The sequence below is a fragment of the Caballeronia sp. LjRoot31 genome, assembly GCF_964253885.1.
Classification (GTDB): domain Bacteria; phylum Pseudomonadota; class Gammaproteobacteria; order Burkholderiales; family Burkholderiaceae; genus Caballeronia.
The window spans coordinates 2,183,277-2,206,586 of record NZ_CAXURX020000002.1 but is presented as its reverse complement, the minus strand read 5'-3'; the positions used below and the strand labels follow the sequence as shown (position 1 = coordinate 2,206,586).

Sequence of the window (23,310 nt, the reverse complement as noted above, 5' to 3'; positions counted from 1 at the left end):
ATCAGACCTTTACGACCGAGGCCTGATAGATCTCATCGACAGACGTTGCCAGCGTTGCGTCGAACTCGCTGTCGCTCATCGACTTCTTGAGTTCGTTGATCAACGCCCGGGAGAAGCTGGCGATCATGCCGTGATTCTTCGCGAGGCGCGTGCATGCGTCGGTCCGCGCGTAGCCGCCGGAGAGCGCCACCACGCGGACGACGGCCGGGTGCTCGATCAGCGGGCGATAGAGATCCGTCACGTCCGGGATGGTCAGCTTGATCATGACCTGGCTGCCATCGGGCAATGCCGCGAGGCCCTTGAGCAGCTCAGCCAGGAGGATGGTTTCCGCTGCCGCCTTGTCCGGGCTGTTGATCGACACCTCGGGTTCCAGGATTGGCACGAGACCGTGCGCCTGGATTTGCGCCGCGACTTCAAACTGCTGCTTGGCGATTGCCGCGATCCCTTCCTGCGACGCATGGTCGATAACCGAGCGCATCTTCGTGCCGAACACGCCCAGCTTGACCGCCCGCTCGAGCAGCGCGTCCAGCCCGGGGATCGGTTTCATCAGACGCACGCCGTTCGCTTCTGCTTCGAGCCCCTTGTCCACTTTCAGGAAAGGAACGACGCCACGGTCTTCCCACAGGAAGGCCGGAACGGACTTTCCTTCTGCCTGTCCGTCCATGGTGGCTTCGAAGAGAATGGCGCCGATGACCTTGTCACCGGTGAAGGCGGGTGCGGTCATGATGCGTACCCGCATCTCGTGCATCAGCTTGAACATCTCAGCGTCGCCGCTGTAGTCGCTCTCTGGAATTCCATACGCCCGCAGGGCGCCGGGGGTGGATCCGCCACTCTGGTCGAGGGCCGCGATAAACCCCGGTTTGTTACTCATTTGCGCCAGCATCTTGTCATTAGCCACGTACGTTTCTCCCTCTTAACTATCAAACACCGGACCAAGGATCTCTGGTCTGGACCATTGCTTTCGATGTAATAAGTGTACTGGATTGGTGGGTCAGCTTCGAAAACAAACAAACGACGATCGACCGCTTTACCCGATCGCACCGGGCAGGCGACTGCCGGATACGGCCGCCGAAACGGCGACGCGTCAGTTTACCCGTCTTCGATTCCCGCATAAGCGGTTGAATTTTCAGAAGTTCGTTCGCTTATGGTCGCGGCCCTCAAAGCCGCAAGTTTATTTCCATTTGCTGTTTTATCGCGATTTGTAAAAGCGAACTAACGGACGTCACAATTCAGTGCGACCGGTTGCATCGCTTAGACGCGCCCTACGCGAAACGCACGCAGGCGCGCGCCGATTTTACTTCGCCGGCTTTGGCCGCACTTCTTCAGATGGCGCGTTCATTCGATCCTGCTTGCTCACCGGACTGCGCTGAAAGGCTGGTCGCGAGACGGTCCTTGAGCCGCAAGAACGGTGCCTCAATCAAAAAGCGACTGAACGTTGCCGCCGTGAAAGCTTCGAGTATGCCGAGCAGGAACGCGTGGGTGATCGGCAGGTTCACGTTCGAAAAAGCGGCTGCGTCGGTACAAGCTGCGGCGGAAGCGGGTCCTTGTTACCGCCGCGGATCGCTTGTCGCGTCGGGCACTGACTGACTCGAGCCGCTTGGACATACGCGTGGAAATCTTTTTAAAGATTTGGAAAGAACCTGCGGGAGGCGCGCGTTGCTCGCCGTTTCACCCGTGGCGGAAGTGCGCAACCATGACTGCGTGAATACACGATGTCCAGCCCGGGCAACACGCGGCTGCCATGTCGCATCGCGCTTCCTGACGCTTGCCTCCAGCGGGCAGTCCACGGGCGGTTCTCATGCAGGCTCAAAAACAAACCTGACGTACGGAGCATTTTAATGTCGACGATTTCCAGCGCGTCCAGCGCTTCGAGCGTACCCACCTCGGCCAACGCCATCTCGACTGCCGCCGACACGACGGCTGCCGCCAACGCGGCCAGGGCATCGGCCGCGCAGTCCGTCATCAGCGGTTCGACGGGCAACGCGTCACTGGATGTGTCGTCGCTGGTCACGAGCCTCGTCAATGCGAAGGTGGCGGGCCAGACTGGCTCGCTGATCGCACGGCAGCGAAACGACAACACCAAACTCTCGGCGATCGGTGCTTTGCAGGCCGGGTTGTCGGCGTTGCAGGCGGGCATTGCGCCGCTGTCGAACGGTACTGCTCTTGGGCAGTTCACCGTGACTGCGGATGGCACGGGGCTGACGGCGAGCGGCAGCAGCGGCGCGGCGACGGGCAGCTATTCCATCGCGGTGACGCAAATTGCCAGCGCGCAGACGCTCTCGTCGGCCGCGTTCGGCGCAACAACCGCACTGGGCACCGGCACGATGAACGTCTCGGTCGGAGACAAGTCGATGAGCGTCGACATCACGTCGGCGAACAACACCGTGAGTGGCATTGCGAGCGCGATCAACTTGTCGTCGAGCAATCCCGGTGTCACGGCAACTGTCGTGAGCGGCACGGACGGCGCGCACTTGATCTTGCGTTCGTCGGCCACGGGTGCATCGAACACGATTGACGTTTCAGTGGGCACCGTGACCGACGATGCCGGGCTGTCCAGTCTCGGCGTAACATCCACGGCCGGTCCCAGCGCCGCGGACCCGTCGACCATTGCGTCGGTGTCGGCCGCCAGTCCGTGGACGCAGACCGAATCCGCCAAAGATGCCATGTTCGCCATCGACGGCACGGCTGGCACGAGTTCAGGCAACACGGTGACCACCGCGATCCAGGGTGTCACGCTGAACCTGACTGCGGCGGCCATTGGTGTGCCTGCCGGCACGCCGCAGACGCTGACCGTGGCACAGGACACTACGTCGGCATCGACCGCCATCAACAACTTCGTCGACCTCTATAACACCCTGGTCACGACCTATGGCCAGGTTGCCGGTTTCGACAGTTCGAAAGCCAAAGGCGCGCAAGGCGGCCCGTTGCTCGGCAACTCGATGTTCAACACGATCAAGAGCACGCTCGCAAGTATTATCAGCGGTGGCGTCAAGAACGGCAGCTCCAGCATCTCGCTCGGCGCAATCGGCATTGCTCTAAACAAGGACGGGACGCTTACCGCCGACAGTACGAAGATGGCCAGCGAACTGACGAGCAATCCGGAGGGAATGGCGGCCCTGTTCAATTCGACGACGGGCGTGGCCGCGAAGATGACAAAGAGCCTTAATGGATTCCTGGGAGAGGGCGGGCTGATTGCGAATAACCAGGACCCGCTCAACGCGGACCTCAAGGGCATCGGCACGCAGCAAGACACCCTGGCGAGCTACGCGGCCCAGTTGACTCAGCAGTACCAGGCGCAGTTCACCGCGCTTAACACGGTCATGGCGACGATGAACAAGAATTCGCAGTACCTGACGCAACTGTTCGGAGGCACCGACAGTGCTGGCACGCTGGCGAAAGGCAAGGGCGGTTAATTGGGGAGGTGGCGACGATATCAGGCGATGTTATCGGCGGTTCCCGCGCCGCCAGGTGTTCCTCGTAAGTGTCCGCCGCATCAAAGGGCGCGACGGCCTCCGCGAGCATCGACACGGTTCCACCGCGGGGGGCCATCGGCTTGCCTTCTCGGTCCGTCTTCTGGCGCGTCGATGCCATCCGCGCGTTGCTGCAAAACCCTTGATGCAAAGTCCCATGTAAGTTACCTGCCCGCGCCCGTCCTTTTATTGAGATGGACGCGCGGGAAAGTGCGTTAGCGTCAACCCGTCGCAACAACAAAATAACTGAGATGACGGACGATTATTTCCACTATCGGGGCACGCGGTACAAGCTGGAATCAGCGTGTTTTTACAGACACAACGCAGAAGTCCTTGCCGAATCAAAGGCCGCTCAAGAGATGTTCGATGGGGTGAACTCTTTTCGTCTGGCTGAGAATGAACAGTTCATCAAACACGCGAAGCGTTATCTAAGAACTTCGAACAGAACGCAGAGCGCATCGTCAACCGTGTTTGAAGTGAGCATCGGGATACGACGGGGCGATATTCTGGTGGTAGAAAATCCCGTTGGAGGCCGCGCGGGGTCGTATTCAGGAGGGTCAGTGCCACCAGCCGAGCCGGTGTATCGACCGCGTGCGATGACGCCAAGGCAGGCGTTCGGGTCAGGCGCGCTTGCTCGTTCGGGCTTGGCGGCGCAATCGGGGGGATACGGCGGGGAGCTTGGCGGCGTGGCGTCAGGTGCGGCATCTTACGCACAAAGCGCCGTTAGCGCGGTTTCGAGCGGTGGCGGGCGCTTGGATGCGCTCGTAGGCGGTATTCAAGCGCTCGCGACGCTGGCGAGCATGGGTGTGATACGGCCCAGCGAGACAGGAAGCGGAATTGATATAGGGGAGGTAACAGGCATCGGCGGCGGGTCAACCCCGCTAGGCGATGCCGCGCCGTTTGAGTTCATCAAGAGCACGGGCAGTGGTGATGTATTGTCTATGGCGGCGCGCGGCTTTGGCGAGTCAGTCGAGGCGGATTGCTTCTACCAGTACGAAAGGGATATGGACATATGTAATGCGCTCGCGGGCATGATGGGCAGCGGAATGCGCGGCCTGGCACTGTGCAAGCAAAATGCTTTTCAAGACTATCAAACGTGCAGGGGATTTTAGTATGACCACATTGGCAGCAACCTCGCTCGTCGTGTCCTATTCGCCGGACGACGAAGCGATCAAAATTCAGAATATGGAGAGCGCCCCGATCGAGGCGCTGGATATAAAAAAGCTTACGTTCCCGATTTTTCTGGATGAATTTAACCATCGTCTCGATGACGAATTCGCACGACGGCTAGGCGCTAGTCTTATCGCCGCGCTGGTTGTATCGCACCCCGAACTAAAACAGTATGTTTTCGTCACACCAGCGCCCGATGGCGGCATAGCAGGATCGGCTGATCCGTCGCCTGATTAGCGTTGCCGTTTGCCGGCTGTCTTTTTGGGATGGCGGCAGCGTAAAGTGCGTTAGCGTAGCCCCGTTGCAACCAAAGGAGACGCAACCGCATGACAACGGAACTGACCCGCTATAACGGCTATCGGTACGTGCTACGCAAGGGGCGAAGCTTCACCGACGGCGCCGAAAAAATCAAAGCGGGCCGCGCTATGCTGATGTACGCCGATATGTACGTTTGGGAATCGAATGCATTGCTTGTGGCTCGCGTCGAATCGTTCTTGCAGGGAGGCTTCTCGTGGTATTCGAAATCCCCGAAAAGCGCACGGGAAACCCTTCAAACGTTGCTCTCTTACGTGCGTGATGGCGCGGTGATTGTCATGGAGGAAGAGGGCGCGACCACCAGCGTTTTCGAGAACGGCGGCTTTACGCTTGACCCGCCAGCGCGCGAGACGAGGCGAGACACGCCGTCGCGCGACTACGAGGCGTGGTCAGCGCAATATCACGCCGAGCGGCGCGCGGAAACTCTGGCAATCGAGAAGCGCGAACGCGCGGCGATTTCGAGCGAGTCGGGCTTTCCAAAGCACATCGAAACGATAGCCGAGGCTGGCGCGCGAAACATAGCCGCCCGCGCTGCATCGGCCTTGCTTGCGTCAGTTGCGTCCTTCACATCTTCAGCGGATCAAGCGTTCGAACTTGGCGAAGTAACAGACGCTAGCACCGGGTCAACGCCGTTAGGCGATGCCTCGCCGTTTGAGCTTGGCGATATGCCCAGCTTTGGCGATAGTTTCGACATTGCGAAAACGCCTAATCGTGGCGAGCCGGGAACTTGGTACACAAACCCCGGAAGTGGGCAAATGCGTTTATATGGCGATACCGGTGCGCCTGTTGTCGATTTCGACTTCGATCACGATCACGGTCAAGGGGTTCCGCACGCGCACAACTACGGGCCACCCGGCCCATTGGGTGAACTCAACCGCGAGACAGGGCGTAGTTTCTCCCTCGTCCCGTGGTAACACAGCAGAGACAAAGCGAAATGAACACGAAAAAAAATTACCATGACGCAGATTTTATCGGCCTGCAATACACACGAGCCGAGCGACGCTTAACGCTAGATTTTCAGCTTGTGACTGGTGAATTGGCGGTCGTTTGTTGCGAGGAAGTATCGGTGTTTCGGCTTGGCGAGATGGGATTGCAGAACGTCACTTCCCGTTTGCTAATTTCGTCAGAGAGGGAATTTCAACCGAACGATATCCGCGAACGTATCAATTGGGCAGCAAGCCGCGAGGGCTGGGAATACACAATGACGGATGAACAGGCCGAGCACTTTATAATTGAGATACGGCAGCAGAAATTGACCGTGCTTGTCTTGGAGCCGTCTATCGGCGCGGAATTGGTTGTAGTCTGCAAGTCGCTTGAACACGTCGCGTAAAGCGGCTTCAGGTAGTCCGCCTACACGTTGCTTGCGGCGTGGCGAGCCTATGCCGCGTCGCTGGCGCTATCGTCGTTAGCGGGTTGCTTCTCAAAACGCCATTCCCACGCTTCAGTGCTGCGCCGAGTTATCAACACCTTACGCGGCCCGGCGCGAAGTTCGACCGGGCCTTCGCCGCTCGCTTGCAGCGCGTAATAGTGCGTGTGGCCTATGTGATAGAGCGCACAAAATTCATTGATGGTGTAAGCGACTTTTTCCGGGATTGTGTCAGTCATGGCGCGGCCCTCGTCCGTTAGTAAGCGCTCGCGTGTGCCGGTGGCGCTTGGGGTTCAATGTAGCGCGTTAAAGTCTCCACGTTTGACGCGTACGGCGGGTATTGCGCCGCTTCCCAAAGGGCACGTACGGGAATTAGCGGCCAAGCGCGGTCATTCCCGATGACGGACGAAAAAAGCCCTTCGCGTGAAGGGCTGTGTGTGAGCGGAAACGTGCTAAATCCGGCGTTTCGCGGCCATCGCGTAGTGGTCTGCTTGCGCGGGTTGTCCCGGATGCACGCGAAGCATCTCGACTGCCACCGCGCGGCAATCGGTGCTTAGGTGCGCCTAGCGGAGCGTCATCGTAATGTCGGCGTGGCCGAGCAAGTCCCGGACGGTGTTGATTGGGACGCCCGCCACAACCAAGCGCGACACGAAATCATGCCGGAAGTCATGCCACCCTCCACCGGCGCGAGCGAAATCAACCGACCGGTGATCAGGATTTCCGTCAGTGATCGGTCGAAACGGGCTTCCTTGAGAGTGCTGTTGCACATAGCATCGCGTGATGCGTGCAGTCTTACCCCGGCGATGCTGCAACTACAAACCGAGCCGACGCTCAAAGCCAGCCCCATTTTTCAAACACCAGGAGAGGACGATGCCGGACAATTTCGTGGAGTGCGGCGCAGCGTCTGAAGCGAACCTCATCGCGGCTCAGCAAGCCGATGGCCTGACGCGCGCCGACCCTTCCGTGGCCGGCGTGGATGCCGACGCCATCATCGCCTTCCTGAACGACGTTGAAGCAGCCGGGCTCGACCTGCACGCCTTCATGCTTCACCGCAACGGCCACGTGGTTGCCGAGGGCTGGCGCTGGCCGTATCGGCCTGACCGGCCGCGAAACCTGCACTCCATCGTCAAGAGTTTCACCGCCTGTGCGATCGGGCTGGCGCTCGAGGACGGGCTTTTCAAGCTCGACGATAAGGTGGTCTCGTTTTTCCCCGAGGTCATCGCGGAACCGGTCCAGCACTGGCTGACGAAGATGACCATAGAAGACCTCCTGACGATGCGCGTAGGTCACGCGGGCGAAACATCCGGGGCAGAGTGGCGATCACTGACCACAAGCTGGATCGCGGAGTTCTTCAAGATCCCGATCGTGCAAGAACCGGGAACGGCGTTCCTGTACACGAGCGCTGCCAGCTACATGTTGTCAGCCATACTGAGTCGCGTGACGGGCGTGACGCTGCATGAGTATCTCAAGCCGCGAATCTTCGAGCCGATGGGCATTGAAGGGGAATCCTGGGATATCGGCCCGGACGGCGTCAATCCGGGTGGCAACGGCCTCATCGCGCGAACCGCGGATCTGTTGAAACTCGGCGTGCTGCATGCGCAAAACGGTGTATGGGAGGGCCGGCGGCTGCTTCCCGAAAGCTGGGTCGCTGCCGCAACCAAGGCGCACGGCGAGCCCGTGAAATACGGCTATCACTGGTGGACCCGGCCCGATGGCACATATAGCGCAATTGGCAAGTTCGTCCAGATGACGACGGTGTTCCCGTTGCACGGCGCAACGCTTGCCGTTACCGGCGCAATCAAGGGCAGCGCGAAGTTGTTCTCGCATATCGACCGGTATTTTCCGGCGGCCTTTCGTGATCAGATTGGCGATCACATGGAAGACGGCGCCTCTGGCGATGCGCGGCTCAAAGCGAGGCTTGCCGACTGGCAAAGTCCGGATGCCCCGGCAACGTGGAAAGAGCCTTTTCAACGGGCCGGTGCTGTCACGGATGGAGTACGCGCACCCGGACAGGCGGACCGCTTCCTGATGCAGCCTAACCACCAGGGCGTGAGCGAATTGCAATTCGAATTCACCGGCGAGACATGCGTATTTCGTCTTATCGACGCGCAAGGTGAACATGTCATTGCCGCCGGGTTAGGCCGGTGGCTGGAGGGCCGCACCGACATGCCCGGCAGCGATCTTCACCACGGTTACCAGTTCCATAACAGTCCGGTCGTCGCCGGTGCATGCTGGCTGGATGACACGCGCCTTCAAATGACCTGGATCTTCCCCGAGACCGCTTTTCGCGATACGGTGATCTGCGAATTCTCGGGCAAGACAATCACGTTCAAGCGCGAAGTGAACATCAACGGCGGTGCGTTGCGGCATGAGGATTTGACCGGCTCAGTCGCGAGTTAGGCCGATACCAACAAGGAAAGTAAGCCCATGGCACGCGTCACGAACCGGCGCCATGCAGCAGGCGTGAATAGGACACCAGCATGCTGGCGAGCTCCTGCGCGACCATGGTCAGCGGCGAAGACCGCCGGCTGATAAGACAGACATCGCGTGGATCGAACACTTCACGAATCGGGATGTTGACGATCGAATTCGAGAACAGCTTCAACTCGACCAGCACGCGCGGCTCGATGGTCAGGTAGTCGGATTCGCAAACAATGTGCAGCGTCTCCAGCAGCGATTCCGCGGTAACAACGATCCTGGGCTCCCCCAGTCCCTCTGCTCGAAAGAGGCTGGTCAGGCGGTTCTCCGCCCCACCGACAATTCCCGCCGGCCGGATGCTGACCCAGTCGCAATCCTTCAGATCGCGAACGGAGGTGGCATGCGCCTGGGGGTGACCCTTGCGTGCGATCACGCCCGGCACCGACCGGTAGAGGCGTTCTATGTCGAGATCGACATCGCTGACTTGCGGCGCGAGTGGACACAGCGCGAAGTCGAGCCGGCCGTCGCGGATCTTCTCTATCAGCATCTTCGAATAGCCGCTGGACACATGCACGCGTACGCGCGGAAAGCGGGCAATAAAACGCTTGAGTACCGGCAGCAGGGATTCTGCCAGCGGCTCGGACGTGACACCGAGCGCGATCTGTCCTTCGGGTTCCCCCGACGACTGCTGCATGTCCTGCATCGCGCGTTCGCAATCACGAATGATCGCGTTCGCGCGAATGAGGAAGGTCTCGCCCAGGCTGGTCACGCTGATACCCTGATGCGAACGGTTCAGCAGCGTCACGCCAAGCTCGGCTTCAAGGCTCTGGATAGCTTGCGTGAGGGTGCTTTGCCCGATGTCGAGCGCTCTTGCGGCAGCACGGAAGCTGCCTTGCTCCACGACCGCGCAAAACACCCGGAGCTGGATCAACGTCATGAAAAAACCCTCTGGAATAAGTGCAACGCTCGCCCCGTCCTATGCCATGCGGGCCGGAGCGATGCGTTCGGCTTGTGCCAAGCATAGCCGTCCAGAAAGCCAACGTGTACCGCTGAATCCCGATGCCCCGATGCCCCGATACCTCAGGCAGCCTGAAAGAGACCGTGTACGCGTTCGTCGCTTTGAGAAGCAGAGCTGGGCGATGCCGCGAGCGAGTAGAGGTCCTTGCAGTTCGACGGCTGCGCGATCAGGTCGATCCGCGTGCCAATTCCCTCGGCACGCACGAGATCATTCAGGTAACGCAGCGCCGAAAAGTCTTCCAGCGCGAACCCGACTGAATCGAATACGGTCACCTGTGCATCTGATTCGCGGCCTTGCACTTCACCGGCCAGCACGCGCCAGAACTCGATCACGGGCGAGTCGGCGGGAAGCTGCTGGATGTCGCCTTCTATGCGTGTCTGCGGTTCGAACTCCACCATCACGCGGGCGCCGTTCAGCACGTCGGCATGCAACTCGGTCTTGCCGGGACAGTCACCGCCCACGGCGTTGATATGCATCCCCGCTTCAATCATGTCGGGCGTGAGAATGGTCGCGTTGGTTTTATCGGCGGTCACGGTGGTGACAATATCGGCGCCTTGTACGGCCTCGCGTATCGACGCCGCGCGCGTGAGCGTCAGTCCCTTGATGCCGGAGAGGTTGCGAATGAGTTTCTCGGTAGCGGCAGGGTCCGTGTCGAAAACGCGAATATGCTCGATGCCCAGCATATTCTTGAACGCCAGCGCCTGGAACTCGCTTTGCGCGCCATTGCCGATCAATGCCATCGACTTCGATCCCGGCCGCGCAAGGACACTTGCGGCGAGCGCGGAGGTGGCCGCCGTGCGCAGCGCCGTCATGATGGTGAACTCGCTGAGGAGCAGGGGGAAACCGGTGGCAACGTCGGCGAGTACGCCGAACGCCATCACGGTCAGCATGTTGGCGCGGGTATTGTTGGGATGCCCGTTCACGTACTTGAAGCCGTAGAGCGCGTGATCGGCAACGGGCATCAGTTCAATGACACCCTCGGGCGAATGCGCTGCAGTGCGAGGTGACTTGTCGAACTCGGGCCAGCGCAGGTAGTCGGCGCGGATGTAGTCGGCAAGGGTGTGGATGAAGGTTTCCGGGCCGATGGTGCGAAGCAGTTGCCTGATGTCGTTGACGTCGATATATCGAGTCATGGTGCGTTCCTGAACGATGAAATGAACTTGAGGGGCTACATGGGTGTGTTGAAGTGCGTTGCGTTTTACCGGGTTCGGAAGTCAGGCGCCGAGCAGCTTGCCGGTGCGTTGAGGCGTGGCACCCGTGACGCGGCCAAGCGGATCGCCGTGCTTCACGAAACGCACGTCGCGGCGCATGTAGAACACGCCGCGGGTTTTGCTGTGGACGGTGGTGGTCTCGCCGGTGTTTGCGTCGATCACGTCGAAGAGTGGCTGGCCCACCTCGATTACGTCGCCAAGCTGAGCGCGATGCACGAGGATGCCGCTTACGGGCGCGAGAAACTGTTCGCTGCCGGCAAGCGGGGTTGCTGGGCCGGCAAGCTCGGGCAAGGGCGGCGCAATGCCGTCTATGAAGCCCTGATGCGTGAGGAAGTCGATGATCGCCTGCGCATCCTGCCGCGCCATCTCATACGAAACATCACGCTGCCCGCGATGCTCGAGCGTGACGGACACCGTGCCGGTCGGAATCGGATAGTGGGCGCCGAATTGCTGCTTCAGTTGCCACCATGTCAGGCTCTGCGCTTCATCGAAGGAGTTGGCGCCGGAGTCATACGCCAGCAGCGATGCCACCGCACCGAGATACCGCGCAAGCGGTTCGGCCTCGGTCCAGATCGCCTGACCGGTGTAGATATGCATGGCGGCTTCGCGCGAGCAATGCAGGTCCAGCACCACGTCCGCGTCGTGCGCCAACAGCATGAGCTGGCGTTGCAAGCCGTCGAACAATGTGGCCGGTTGCTGCGCGGTCAGCGCTGCTTTCCAGGCTTGACGAATGATGACGAGATTTTCGTTCACATCTTGCGTGAGCCTGCCTTCGAGCGTCGCCGCAATCTTGCCGGCGAGCATCGGGAAGTCGCGGTTGTAGTTGCGGCCGCTCGCGAACTCGAAACGGCCGACGGGCGCGCCGAACAACCACTGGCTCAGTCCAAGCGGATTGGCGTTGCAGACCAGCACGATTTCGCCCCGAAGCTTGCCGTCGTCTTCTAGGCGGCGCAACTGTTCGAGCAGCGTGAGTGCAACCATCACGCCCGGCGTTTCATCGGCATGCAGGCCGGCCTGGATGTATACCTTCTTGTTACCAATCGTCCCGAACTGCTGACTTGTCAGATGGTACGCGGCGCCAGCAGTCGCGTGGGGCAAGGCATGGGAAGTGCTGTTCATGGGAAGAAAAAGGGCTCGTAGTGGCGGCAAGGTCATCTTACGGGGAGTTCACGCGGCGCAGAAGGCGGTCTGACCGATCGGGATCAGGCTGGCAGATCGCCCGCCGCACGAACCAGATTGCGGGTTTGTTTCGCCATCGCGATCAGGCGCTCGTCCCCCGCAGAAGGCGCGAGTAAGACAAGAGCATGCTCACAAGCTCATGCGCAACCGTGGTCAATGGCGATGCGCGGCGGCTGATGAGGCAGACGTCACGCGGATCGAACGCTTCGCGAATCGGGATGGTGACGAGCGACGGTGAAAACAGCTTGAACTCCGAGAGTACCGCTGGCTCGATGGTCAGGCAGTCGGTTTCGGAAACAATGTGCAGCGTTTCCAGCAACGACTCCGCCGTGAAGACGATTCGTGGGACCCCAAGCGCTTCCGCCTTGAAGAGACTGATCAGACGGTTTTCCGCACCACCGGCAATGCCCGCAGGCCGGATACTGACCCAGTCGCATTCCACCAGCTCACGCACCGTGGTGACATGCGCTTGCGGATGACCCTTGCGCGCAATCACGCCCGCGTCCGACCGGTACATGCGCTCGATGCTGAGATCGACATCGCTTACATGGGGTGCAAGCGGACACAGCGCGAAGTCGAGCGCGCCATCGCGGATTTTTTCGATCAGCATCTTCGCGTAGCCGCTGGACACATGCACCCGCACGCGCGGAAACCGTTCGATGAAACGCTTGAGTACCGGCAGCAGGAATTCCGCAAGCGGCTCGGAGGTCACGCCGAGTGCGATGTGTCCCTGCGGTTCTTCGGTCAAAGGCCTCATGTCCTGCGTGGCACGCTCACAATCGCGGATGATCGCATTGGCGCGGACCAGGAAATTTTCACCCAGAGCGGTCAGGCTGATGCCTTGGTGCGACCGGTTCAGCAGAATGACGCCCAGCTCCGCTTCGAGGCTTTGGATGGCTTGGGTCAGCGTGCTTTGCGCAATGTCGAGCGCTCTTGCTGCCGCACGAAAACTGCCTTGTTCGACGACCGAGCAAAATGCCCGAAGCTGGATCAGCGTCATGACGAATGCACTGCTTCAAGCGCGATGCGGTGATCCACAAAAGTTGGTGTGGACCTGAGCGCAGGCGCTGCGACGTCGACCAGCACAGGCATGTCGCGGCCCGTCAATTCGGCGTTGAAATACCTGCGGGACGGATCGATGTCGTCAGGGACCGTGCGCGTGATGACCTTGAAGCCATCATCGCGATTGCCTCGCAGCTCGGGCACGGCTTGCAGGAGTCTGCGGGTGTAGGGGTGCACCGGGTTATCGAAGACGGCATCGCGCGTTCCCTCTTCAACAATATGGCCCCGGAACATCACCAGCACGCGGTCGGCAATCTGCTCGACCACGCCGAGATCATGCGATATCAGCAGGCACGCAAACCGGTAGCGCTGCTGCAGCGAAACGAGCATGTCGAGGATCTGCTTCTGCACGGTGACATCGAGTGCGGACACCGGCTCGTCCGCGATGATCACGGCAGGTCTGCTCGCCAACGCGCGTGCAATCGCCACACGCTGGCGCTGGCCGCCGGAGAGCTGATGGACGAGGCGATTGGCGAATTCACCCAGGCCCACGTCATCCAGCGCGTCCGCGACCCGCTGGGCGCGTTGCGCGCGGCTCAGGGTCTTGTCGAGGCGTAGCGCCTCGCTAATGAGCGCGTCGACCCGCATGCGTGGATCGAGCGAGGAGTAGGGATCCTGGAACACCATCTGGACCGAGCGGCGCGCGGCTTGCATGGCGTCATGTCCGGCGTTGAGAAACGGCAGGCCGTTGAGCAGGATCTGCCCTTGCGCGGTGGGCGCAAGCCCGAGGATCGCCTTGGCGATACTGGTTTTCCCGCTGCCCGATTCACCGACGATCGCCACTGTCTCACCCGCCTGCACGCTGAACGATGTCGGATGCACGGCCCGCGCGAGAATCTTCCTGAACCACAAGCCCGGCACCCGGTAATCGATCGCCACGTCCTTCACTTCGATGACCGGCGGTGCGGATGAGCTTGGTGCGCTCAACGCGTCCTCGGTATCGGCTCGCCTTGGCAGCGCTTCGAGCAGCTTCAGCGTGTATTCATGCGAGGGCCGTGCCAGTACCGTCGCCACCGCGCCGGTTTCCATGACGGCCCCGCGTTGCATCACGAGCACTTGTTCCGTATAAGCCGTTACCAACGCAAGATTGTGGCTGATGAAGATCAGCGCGGTGCCTTCCTCGCGCGTGAGTTCGATCATCAGGTCGAGCACTTCTTTCTGCACCACGCAATCGAGGGCTGTCGTCGGCTCGTCCGCGATGAGAAGCTTGGGGCGCAGCAACATGACCGCGGCGAGCAGGATGCGTTGCCGCATGCCGCCGGAAAACTCGTGCGGATATCGTTTCATGCAGCCAACCGGATCCCGCACGCGAACCCGTTCGAGCATGGCGATAGCCTGCAAACGGGCCGCGTCGCGCGCGATGGAACGCCGCCGCATGAGCGCTTCCGTCAACTGGTCGCCAATGCGGATGGCCGGGTTGAGCGAGACCATGGGCTCCTGAAACACCATGCCAATGCCTGTGCCGCGCGTAGCCAGCCATTGCGCCGGCGTATTGCCGAGGACGTCATGCCCCTCGAAGCGGATGGTCCCCGAGACGATCTCCGCACGTTCGGGCAACAAGCCGAGCAACGCGCGGCCGACCATGGTCTTGCCGCTGCCGGACTCGCCCACGAGTGCAAGCGACTCGCCTGCGTTCAACGTGAAGCTCACGTCGTGCGTGACCTGTTTGATCACGCCTGTTTTGTCGGGGAAACCGATGGTCAGGTTGCTCACCGTCAGCAGTGGGTGTTGAACAGGAGCCGTCATCACATTCCCCCCTTCATGCGCGGGTCGAGCAGATCGCGCACGCCATCGCCGAACAGATTGATGCCGAACAAGGCAAGCGAGATAGCCGCACCCGGAAATAGCACGACCCAGATCGCCTGATCGATAGCCGTGCGGCCGTCGGCAAGCATGCCGCCCCAGGTCGGTTCGGGCGCGGGTACGCCGAGTCCGAGAAAACTGAGCGCGCTTTCGGCAAGCAGGGCCGAGCCGAACAGTGAAGTGGAAAACACCAGCAACGGCGCCACGCAATGCGGCAGGACATGGCGAAGAAGGGTCCATGCGCCGCTATTGCCCATGGTTCGCGACGCGACCACGAAGTCACGCTGGCGCAAAGACAGCGCCGCGCCGCGCGCAATGCGGCTGACTGACGGCGTATAAGCCAGGCCGAGCGCGACCACCACGCCCCATTTCGACGGCCCGACGACCGTCATGATGCCAAGCGCGAGCAGTAAGCCAGGGAACGCCATCAGTGCATCGATCAACATGGCTGCCAGCCGGTCGAACCATCCGCCCGCGTAACCGCAGACGGCGCCTATCGATGTTCCGGCGAGCAGCGCGAACAGCACGGAGCAGACGCTGACGGTAGTGCTGACGCCAGCGCCCGACATGATCCGGGACAGGATGTCACGGCCGAATTCGTCGGTGCCGAACCAGTGATGCAGCGAAGGCGGCGCGTAACGCGCATGAATGTTCACGTCGAGGGGACCGTAGGGCGTATAGACGAGATTGACCACCGCGATGAGCAGCAGAAGGCCGACGAGTACGGCTCCGATCACGAGGTTGGCGCGCCGGGCGCGCTTGGGAGAGGAGGGCATGGGCGAGTCAGAGCTTGAGGCGTGGATCGAAGATCGGATACAGCAGGTCGACCACAAGATTGGTCAGCACATACAGCAGCGCGATCACAAGAAGGCATCCCTGCACGACAGGATAATCGCGCGAATAAATGCTTTCCACGAGCAGGCGGCCCATGCCCGGCAGCGTGAATACCGTCTCGATCACGGCGCCTCCCGCGAGCAGATGGCCGAGCACAAGACCGATCACGGTGAGCGTGGGGCCGAACGCGTTAGGTAGCGTATGGCGCAACAGCACGCGCCGTTCCGACAAACCTTTGGCGCGTGCGTGAGCGATATATTCCAGCCGCAGGACCTCGATGCTGCTTGCCCGCATCATGCGTGTCACGACCGCGATTTCTCCCAGCGTGACCGCTATGACCGGCAGCACGAGGTATTTGAACGATCCCCAGCCTGCTTGCGAAAACGACTGGTAGCCGAAGGTAGGCAGCAGGTGCAGCTTCACGCCGAACAACCAGATGAGCATGATGCCGGCCCAGAAACTCGGTATGGATACCAGCATGATGCTGCCCATGACCACCGCGAGATCGCCACGGCGGTTTTGCATCCAGGCAGCGAACAAGCCGGCGGGAATCGCGATCAGACACGCGAGGAAAGTAGCCGCAAGCACGATCTCGGCGGTCACCGGAAAGGTTTCGCGGATCAGTTCCAGCACAGGCTGATGCCGGACGATCGACATACCGAAGTCGCCCGAGAGCAGATGCGAAACCCAGATCGCGAATTGCGCGGGGATGGACTGATCGAGACCAAACGAATGGCGCATTTGCTGCAGCAGCACCGGGTCGTTGAGGTCGCCGAGCATGAGCGAAGCCGGGTCGCCGGGAATGGCGCGGATCATGCCGAATACGAGCAGGGTCACGATGAAGACTGTCGGGACCGCCATCGATAGTCGCTTGATGATGTAGCTGAGCATCGGCTTGCCTAGTTCTTCGTCACGTTGGAAAAACGCTTCAGGCGCAGAGGCCAGGTCGTGACCCCCTGCAACCGGTCGCTCACAAGTGTCAGGTCGGGTGAGTCGTACAGCACGATCATGGGCACGTCGTCCATCATCATCTGGTGCAACTGTTCGAAGACCCGCTTTCGGGCGGTGCGGTCGGTCACGCCGTCGATACTGCGCAGCAGCGCGCGCGCCTTGGGGTTCTCCCATTGCACCATGGGATTCCTGGACTTGTCGCCAAGTACATCGCCATACATCAGCGCAGGCTCGATGCGCGTCGAGTAACCAAACGACATCAACTGGAAATGCCCCGAGCGGAAGTCGTTCACCTGGGTGCCCCATTCGACTACCAGCAACTTCACGTTGATCCCCGCTTGCGAGAGCAGTGACTGCATATACACCGCGGCCGAGTACATGTGCGGATAACGGCGATTGGTTTCGAGCGTCAGCGTCTGGCCCGCATAACCGGCTGCCGCGAGCAGACGCTTGACCTCGGGCAGGTCCTGTTTATATCCCACTGCGTCGCCGGAGGTATAGAACGCTTCGGCATCCGGGGTCAGCGATGAGTTGTAGCGCGCCAGGCCGCCGCTGACCGCGTTCACCACGCCCGGCAGATCGACAGCAAGCGCGATTGCGCGCCGGATGCGGACATCGGCAAGCAAGGGGTCGTGTGTTTGCATCAGCAATGCGGCGGGATCGGCTCCCGGTCCTACGATCACATGCCAGTGAGGATCGGCGGGCGGCAGGTTGTTCTCCGATATGTTCATCTCGTCGATCTGTCCGGACATGAGCGCGGAGACTTGCGCCGCCTCGTCCGGAATCGCCACGAAGCGCACGTTCGCCCGCGCATGACGCGCGCCTGCCAGTCCGCTTGGCGGCTCAGTGCGTGACTGGTATTGCGCGAACGGTTTCAGCAGGACGTACTGCCCTTGTTTCCACTCGCTGAATACGAACGGGCCGGTTCCCACCGGCTTCAGCCACGCGCCGTTCTTGTCGAGGCTTGCAGGACTCAGGATGGCGAGCGGGCAGCGCGGTTCCGTCATGTGAGTGAGAAAGAGTGCGGACGGCCGGTCCAGTTCGAACACTACGGTATGCGGATCGGGTGTGGTCACGGCCAGCACCTTCGGACCCCGGTGTCCGTCATAGTTGCCGCGGCAGACGTAGCCGGACTGCGGCTTCATGAAGTACTCGTAGCTCCATTTGACATCGGCGGAGGTGAACGGCGTGCCGTTGTGGAACAGCACGCCGTGACGCAAGTGAAACGTGTATTGTTTTCCGTCCGGCGAAATGTCCCAACTGTCAGCAAGCATGGGCGCCACCGACAAGTCGCCCTTGAGCGCCACCAGCGACTCAACCACGTTAGCGAGGATTTCGTCCGTAAATGTATTGCGTAACACGTTGCCCGGCATGGACGTCGTGGTGTCGGTGTTGATGGCAAAACGGATTTCAGGAAACGCCGGGGCAGCGGCGCTTGGCTGTGCCCATCCGCTGGCGGGCAGGGCCGCCAGGACTGCCAGCGCCCCCGTCATTGCTGCGCGCTTCATGGACGAAGCCCAACGATTTCCCACGCGGCGCGCTACAAGCTGGCGAGGGGTGGGAGACGCGGGAATTGCCATCAAAAAGTCCTTCGGGAAGGGGATTGCACAACGCTACAACCATGCGATGAATGGATAGGAAGCGATCGTAGAAGCTCATATTCGCGTTGGGAAGAGCAGTCCTGCCGATCGGCGGCCGATATTCGGATCGCCCGGGAAAACAGCACTAGACGCGCGTTTATTGATGTGGCCTGACGCTGGGTCGAAGTGGCTGTGCAGCAAGGGAAAACAGGATATCGGGCATGCAGATCATGATCGTCAGAAGTGTTCTTCCTTTCGAAATTTTTTCGACCTAGGATTGCGGCATTGCTTAATGCGTGTTTGATGTCCGGTTTATCCTGAGACCGCACCCCTGTTTTATCTCAATCTGCCCCCATCAGATGCCGTGCTCGGCCGGGAAGGATATTGAATAATAAGTTAGGAAACCAGATTAAATAATTCACTCATTTTTTAATCTTCAACTGAAACCATGATATTCCGTGAAAGGAAAACTTGTCGCGTTGGGCGCGTTCGGCCGTGGCTTTGTTGGGAGGTGCATGCGCGTGATTGAATCGCTGTATCTTCGCGTGCTTGGCCGCGTTGATGCGTGGACAGCCACACGCACGTGATCAGGACGCCGGTGCCACCGATGCACCGTTGATCTTGTGCCGCTGCAACGAGTCCGCAACGAAGCCCGAGACTTTCATCTCTTCCACGAAACGCCGGAGATAGTCAGCCGCGGCATTACCACGGCTCTTCGGCAACCCCATTGCTTGCTGGATCACCATGAAGCGTTGATCGAGCAATCGAAGGCCCGGCGTTCTGGCGGCATCGCTTTCGAGCTGTTGTTTTACGCCTGCTGCGACCTCCAGATCCTGTTCGAGAAACGCCTTCACCACGGTGGGCGACGAAGGCGCGCGAACGATCTGTGCGTGCTTCAGTTCCCGCGATAGAAACAGATCATAAGCGCTGCCTTTACCGACCGCGACGCGCGTATTGGCGCTATCGACCTCGCTGTTGTGCTGTATTGCTGAGTCGCTGCGGACCATATAAAAGCCTTCGATCAGCACATACGGCGCAGTGAACGCAACGCTTGCTCCTCGCGCCGGATCGATTGCAAAGAACCCGATATCCGCGCGTTCGTCGCTGACTGCTTCAACCGATTTTCCGGCGGTATCGAAGACCACGAGATCCACGGATAGACCCAGCCGCTTGCCGAGTTCCCTCGCCAGGTCGATAGAAACACCGGCCGGCTCGCCGGTGACGGCATCCTTGTTGGCGAGAATCGGATTGCCCAGGTTGATGGACGCGCGCAGCGTGCCGGTGGGAGCGAAAGCGGACAGCACGGATGAGTCGGTTGTCATGGAGTCTTGAGCAATGGAAGGTTGGCGTAAACCGAACCTAGGGTTTGAGAATGTCGCCGATGCACGAAAGTGCGTCGAGCGTGTGTTGAAGATGTTCGCGCAGCGCCTCGGAGGCTTCTTCGTTACGTTCCTTCTCAAGCAGCGCCAGGATATGCAGATGCTGCTTGCAATGTTTCTTGTACCGCCCGCGGTGCTGCATCGATCTATATGAAAGCAGTCGGCGTACGCGGTTCACGCGCTTGATCGTGTCGATAAAAAACGCGTTGCCGGACGCCTCGACCAGCGATTCGTGAAAGCGGACGCCGCGATCGTGCAACTGATCCGCTGTGTCCGTCTCGATACCGCCGTCGAGCAGATGCCGTTCCGCCGCGCGGCAGCGCTCAAGCACTTTGGGCTCCAGCCGGTAACCGGGCTCAAGAAGCGCCGCCGGTTCGAGCGCCAGACGCAAGCGGTACGATTTCATCAAGCTGTCGGGCGTCGTCAGCATGGTCGAGAATTGCCATCCATATCCCGGTTTGCGCTCGGCCCAGCCTTCCTGCGCGATGCGTCCCAGAACGGCCGTGAGCTGCGTCGCCGTGAGGCCGTAACGGGTCTTCAGCATTTGCTCCGACACCTCGTCGGGCAACGCACTTTTCAGGCGGTCATCGGCTATGCGGAAATACGCGTTCGTGACCGCGTCCGGGTCACTCAAACCGGTCGCGCCGGCGGTTTCCGTCACCCATTCAATCGCAAGGTCTGCCACGAAAAATCCGCGATTGCGCTCGCGGCTCAGCACGCCCTTTTCATGCAGCAGCGAGAGGGCTTCGTTGACCGGCGAGCGGGACAGCCGAAGAAGGTCCGCTATCTTCTGCGCGGGCAGATGACTGCCCACTTTCATCTCTTCGGTCCTGATCCACTCGACGATTTGCGCGGCTATCGATCTATCGTTCATGCTTCTCTTTTTCGCTTTGAGCCGCCAGGGTCTTCTGCAAGATAAGCGGAATGACGCCGCCACAGCGCAGTAATGTGACTTCCAGTTGCGTTTCGACTGCAGCCGTGACGACGAATGATTCGACGCTTGCATCCGCGCGCACGATCTTTACATCGACCCTGCAACGCGGCGCGAGGGTATCGGGCGGCGCGGTCACTTCCACCTTGTCGCCGGGCTGGATGTTCAGCGTGGCGGGGTTGATACCCGCCGGCCATCGAAGCGGCAAGATGCCCATGCCGATCAGGTTCGACCGGTGAATCCGTTCAAAGCTTGCCGCCAGCACGGCGCGAATTCCAAGCAGGCGCTGGCCTTTTGCCGCCCAGTCGCGGGAAGAACCCGTGCCGTATCGTTCGCCTGCGATGAGCACGACCGCATCGCCTTGTGCTCGATACCGCGCGGCGACTTCGTGAATCGGCTTGATGTCGCCGCTCGGAACGTGCAGCGTATGGGCGACCGGCGCGCCGGGTTGCAGGAGGTTGACCAGCGACTTGTTATAGAACGCCGCGCGGATCATGACTTCCCAGTTGCCGCGACGCGACGCGAAGACGTTCAGGTCGTCGCGGTCATCGCCACGGACAACGAGGAAGTCCGCAACGAAGCTGTCCTTCGGGATGGCGCTGGCAGGCGAGATATGGTCGGTCGTGATGTCGTCGCCGAGGACGAGCAATGGGTAGGCGCTGTACGTTCCCAACTGCGTGCCTTCGGTCACGGCTGCGAACGGCGGACGCCTTAGCGCGTTCGATTGCGGATCCCACGGGAACTGCGCGGTGGTGGGAGCATCAATGCCATGCCACGCGGGATTCGCGCTGGCGATCGCGAACGCGCGCGGATAGTCGGCCGGTTCCGCCGCCTGTTCAAGCAGCGTCGCGATCTCTTCTCGCGTAGGCCATAGATCGCTCAGGAAGACTGGTGTGCCGTCCGGTGTGGTCTGCAGAGGGTCGCGGCTGAGATCAGCTTGCGCGTCGCCCGACAGCGCAAATGCAACGACCAGCGGCGGCGACATGATGAAGCCGATATCCAGATCGGGATGAATGCGGCCGGGGAAATTCCGGTTCCCGGACAACATGGCGACCGGATAAATTGCCTTGGCGGCAAGCGCGGCTTTCACGGGTTCGGTGAGCTGGCCCGAGTTGCCGATGCACGTGGTGCAGCCGTAACCTACGATATCGAAACCCAGTGCCGACAGATCGTCAATCAGCCCGGCGCGCTCCAGATACAACGCCGCTGCGGGCGAGCCGGGCCCAAGCGAGGTCTTGATCCAGCCCGGCACCTTTAGGCCCAGCGCGCGCGCTTTGCGGGCCACGAGCCCGGCAGCGATGAGCAAGGCCGGGTCCGACGTGTTCGTGCAACTCGTGATGGCAGCGATTGCGACAGAGTGCTTCGGCATGCCGGGCACATTGGCCTCAGGCACGAACGCTAACGTTTCGAGTGCCGCCGATGTGGCAGAGAAATCGAGCAGATCCTGGGGGCGCCGCGGACCGGCGACATGCATGCCGATCGCGTTCAGGTCGATCTCGATGGTGCGCGTGAAAACCGGCTGGGCGGCAGGATCGAACCACAGGCCCGCCCGCTTGGTGAACACTTCGACGAGCTCGATTGCAGCCGCGCTGCGATTGGTCATGCGCAAGTAATCGAGCGTGGATTGATCGACGGGGAAAAAGCCCGTGGAAGCGCCGTATTCCGGCGCCATGTTCGCCACGACCGAGCGTTCGCCGGCCGTCAGCGTGGCGACGCCCGGCCCAAAGAACTCGACGAATTCGCCGGCAACGCCAATCTCCCGCAGCCGTTGCGTCACCGTCAGCGCCAGGTCGGTAGCAAGCGCCCCAGGCTTGAGCGCACCCGTCAGGCGCACACCCACCACGTCCGGAATGCGCTGCATGACCGGCATGCCGAACATCACGGTCTGCGCTTCGAGGCCGCCCACGCCCCAACCAAGCACGCCAATGCCGTTAATCATGGGCGTGTGGCTGTCCGTACCGATCAGCGTGTCTGGGACAGCCCAAGACTCACCGTCGCGTTCCTGGACCGATACGACGGTCGCCAGTTGCTCGAGGTTGATGGTGTGCATGATCCCGGTGCCGGGGGGATGGATGCGCACTCCGCTCAATGCCCGAGATGCCCAGCGCAGGAAGCGGTAGCGCTCCGCGTTGCGGCGAAGTTCCTGTTGCAGATTCATTGGCGCGGCGTCAGGCCGGGCGAAATACTCGACTGCCAGGGAGTGATCGACCGAGGCGTCGACCGGAAGAACGGGGTTGAGCGCGCCCGGGTCTGCCCCGGCTTCGGCCAGCGCGTCGCGCATGGCGGCGATATCGACCAGCGCCGGTGTACTGGTCGTGTCGTGCATCAGCACGCGATCAGGCTGGAAAGCGATCTCAACTTCGCTCGTGCCACTTTCCAGCCAGTTGACGATGCCCTCGACCGCAAGCCGACGCTCATCGCCACTCATATTTCGAATCACGTTCTCGAGCAGCAGGCGCAGTACGACGGGTAGCCGGTAGAGCGTTTCCCCGAATATGCCCGGCAGGTCGACAAAACGAAGAGACGCGTTACCGGCCGCCAACCGCGCATCAGAGATAAAACTGCGGGTGTTTTCCATGCGCCCTATTTTGCATTTTTATATTTAGAAATGCAATATCAGGAA

At 60.7% G+C, this 23,310-nt stretch carries 21 protein-coding genes; 6 read left to right on the top strand and 15 right to left on the bottom strand.

Going from position 1 to position 23,310, the window contains the following annotated elements:
- Position 1 precedes the first annotated feature (1 nt).
- Both ACSQ8V_RS28170 and ACSQ8V_RS28165 read right to left on the bottom strand, forming a co-directional pair.
- Positions 2–898, bottom strand: coding sequence for a fructose bisphosphate aldolase (locus ACSQ8V_RS28170; protein WP_436207882.1), 897 nt, complete (start codon positions 896–898; stop codon positions 2–4).
- Positions 899–1,322: 424 nt separating this feature from the next.
- Positions 1,323–1,496, bottom strand: coding sequence for a hypothetical protein (locus ACSQ8V_RS28165; RefSeq protein ID WP_436184817.1), 174 nt, complete (start codon positions 1,494–1,496; stop codon positions 1,323–1,325).
- 342 nt (positions 1,497–1,838) lie between these two features.
- Here ACSQ8V_RS28165 and fliD point away from each other — a divergent pair, with 342 nt between their 5' ends.
- From fliD to ACSQ8V_RS28140, 5 genes are all read left to right on the top strand, one after another.
- Positions 1,839–3,413, top strand: a complete 1,575-nt coding sequence (gene fliD, locus ACSQ8V_RS28160) for a flagellar filament capping protein FliD (protein WP_436207881.1) — start codon at positions 1,839–1,841, stop codon at positions 3,411–3,413.
- 308 nt (positions 3,414–3,721) lie between these two features.
- Positions 3,722–4,582 carry a hypothetical protein gene (locus ACSQ8V_RS28155; protein WP_436207880.1) on the top strand — a complete coding sequence of 287 codons (861 nt, stop codon included), beginning with the start codon at positions 3,722–3,724 and terminating at the stop codon, positions 4,580–4,582.
- Position 4,583: 1 nt separating this feature from the next.
- Positions 4,584–4,877 (top strand): hypothetical protein, encoded by a 294-nt coding sequence (locus ACSQ8V_RS28150; RefSeq protein ID WP_436184814.1) that lies wholly within the window; start codon positions 4,584–4,586, stop codon positions 4,875–4,877.
- A gap of 89 nt (positions 4,878–4,966) precedes the next feature.
- The gene (locus ACSQ8V_RS28145; protein ID WP_436207879.1) at positions 4,967–5,869 is read left to right on the top strand and encodes a hypothetical protein; all 903 of its coding nucleotides are present in this window, start codon (positions 4,967–4,969) and stop codon (positions 5,867–5,869) included.
- A 20-nt stretch (positions 5,870–5,889) separates the two neighbouring features.
- On the top strand, positions 5,890–6,285 hold the full coding sequence (locus ACSQ8V_RS28140) for a hypothetical protein (protein ID WP_436207878.1): 396 nt from the start codon (positions 5,890–5,892) through the stop codon (positions 6,283–6,285).
- A 47-nt stretch (positions 6,286–6,332) separates the two neighbouring features.
- On the opposite strand, the gene ACSQ8V_RS28135 is transcribed toward ACSQ8V_RS28140, so the two are convergent.
- Positions 6,333–6,560, bottom strand: coding sequence for a hypothetical protein (locus tag ACSQ8V_RS28135; RefSeq protein WP_436207877.1), 228 nt, complete (start codon positions 6,558–6,560; stop codon positions 6,333–6,335).
- Positions 6,561–6,884: 324 nt separating this feature from the next.
- Positions 6,885–6,956, bottom strand: a complete 72-nt coding sequence (locus ACSQ8V_RS28130) for a hypothetical protein (RefSeq protein ID WP_436208022.1) — start codon at positions 6,954–6,956, stop codon at positions 6,885–6,887.
- 235 nt (positions 6,957–7,191) lie between these two features.
- Here ACSQ8V_RS28130 and ACSQ8V_RS28125 point away from each other — a divergent pair, with 235 nt between their 5' ends.
- Complete coding sequence (locus ACSQ8V_RS28125; protein ID WP_436207876.1) at positions 7,192–8,721, top strand: serine hydrolase domain-containing protein; 1,530 nt, start codon at positions 7,192–7,194, stop codon at positions 8,719–8,721.
- 37 nt (positions 8,722–8,758) lie between these two features.
- On the opposite strand, the gene ACSQ8V_RS28120 is transcribed toward ACSQ8V_RS28125, so the two are convergent.
- The 11 genes from ACSQ8V_RS28120 to acnA form a co-directional block, all read right to left on the bottom strand.
- A complete protein-coding gene (locus ACSQ8V_RS28120; protein WP_213764215.1) occupies positions 8,759–9,676 on the bottom strand; it encodes a LysR substrate-binding domain-containing protein in 918 nt (305 codons plus the stop codon).
- 143 nt (positions 9,677–9,819) lie between these two features.
- Positions 9,820–10,890, bottom strand: a complete 1,071-nt coding sequence (locus ACSQ8V_RS28115) for an ornithine cyclodeaminase (protein WP_436207875.1) — start codon at positions 10,888–10,890, stop codon at positions 9,820–9,822.
- An 81-nt stretch (positions 10,891–10,971) separates the two neighbouring features.
- Positions 10,972–12,087: a succinylglutamate desuccinylase/aspartoacylase family protein gene (locus ACSQ8V_RS28110; protein WP_436207874.1), complete on the bottom strand. Its 1,116-nt coding sequence runs from the start codon at positions 12,085–12,087 to the stop codon at positions 10,972–10,974.
- Positions 12,088–12,229: 142 nt separating this feature from the next.
- Positions 12,230–13,147, bottom strand: a complete 918-nt coding sequence (locus ACSQ8V_RS28105; RefSeq protein WP_213764212.1) for a LysR substrate-binding domain-containing protein — start codon at positions 13,145–13,147, stop codon at positions 12,230–12,232.
- Positions 13,144–14,955: a dipeptide ABC transporter ATP-binding protein gene (locus ACSQ8V_RS28100; RefSeq protein ID WP_436207873.1), complete on the bottom strand. Its 1,812-nt coding sequence runs from the start codon at positions 14,953–14,955 to the stop codon at positions 13,144–13,146. The genes ACSQ8V_RS28105 and ACSQ8V_RS28100 overlap by 4 nt, the downstream gene beginning before the upstream one ends.
- A complete protein-coding gene (locus ACSQ8V_RS28095; protein ID WP_165104702.1) occupies positions 14,955–15,788 on the bottom strand; it encodes an ABC transporter permease in 834 nt (277 codons plus the stop codon). The genes ACSQ8V_RS28100 and ACSQ8V_RS28095 overlap by 1 nt, the downstream gene beginning before the upstream one ends.
- Before the next feature lie 7 nt (positions 15,789–15,795).
- Positions 15,796–16,737, bottom strand: a complete 942-nt coding sequence (locus tag ACSQ8V_RS28090; protein ID WP_213764210.1) for an ABC transporter permease — start codon at positions 16,735–16,737, stop codon at positions 15,796–15,798.
- 8 nt (positions 16,738–16,745) lie between these two features.
- On the bottom strand, positions 16,746–18,377 hold the full coding sequence (locus tag ACSQ8V_RS28085) for an ABC transporter substrate-binding protein (protein WP_436207872.1): 1,632 nt from the start codon (positions 18,375–18,377) through the stop codon (positions 16,746–16,748).
- Between the two features lie 587 nt (positions 18,378–18,964).
- Positions 18,965–19,699, bottom strand: coding sequence for an ABC transporter substrate-binding protein (locus tag ACSQ8V_RS28080; RefSeq protein ID WP_436207871.1), 735 nt, complete (start codon positions 19,697–19,699; stop codon positions 18,965–18,967).
- Positions 19,700–19,736: 37 nt separating this feature from the next.
- Entirely contained in the window at positions 19,737–20,630 is an 894-nt protein-coding gene (locus ACSQ8V_RS28075; protein ID WP_436207870.1) for a GntR family transcriptional regulator, read from the bottom strand.
- The gene (acnA, locus tag ACSQ8V_RS28070) at positions 20,620–23,265 is read right to left on the bottom strand and encodes an aconitate hydratase AcnA (RefSeq protein ID WP_436207869.1); all 2,646 of its coding nucleotides are present in this window, start codon (positions 23,263–23,265) and stop codon (positions 20,620–20,622) included. The genes ACSQ8V_RS28075 and acnA overlap by 11 nt, the downstream gene beginning before the upstream one ends.
- Positions 23,266–23,310: the final 45 nt, after the last annotated feature.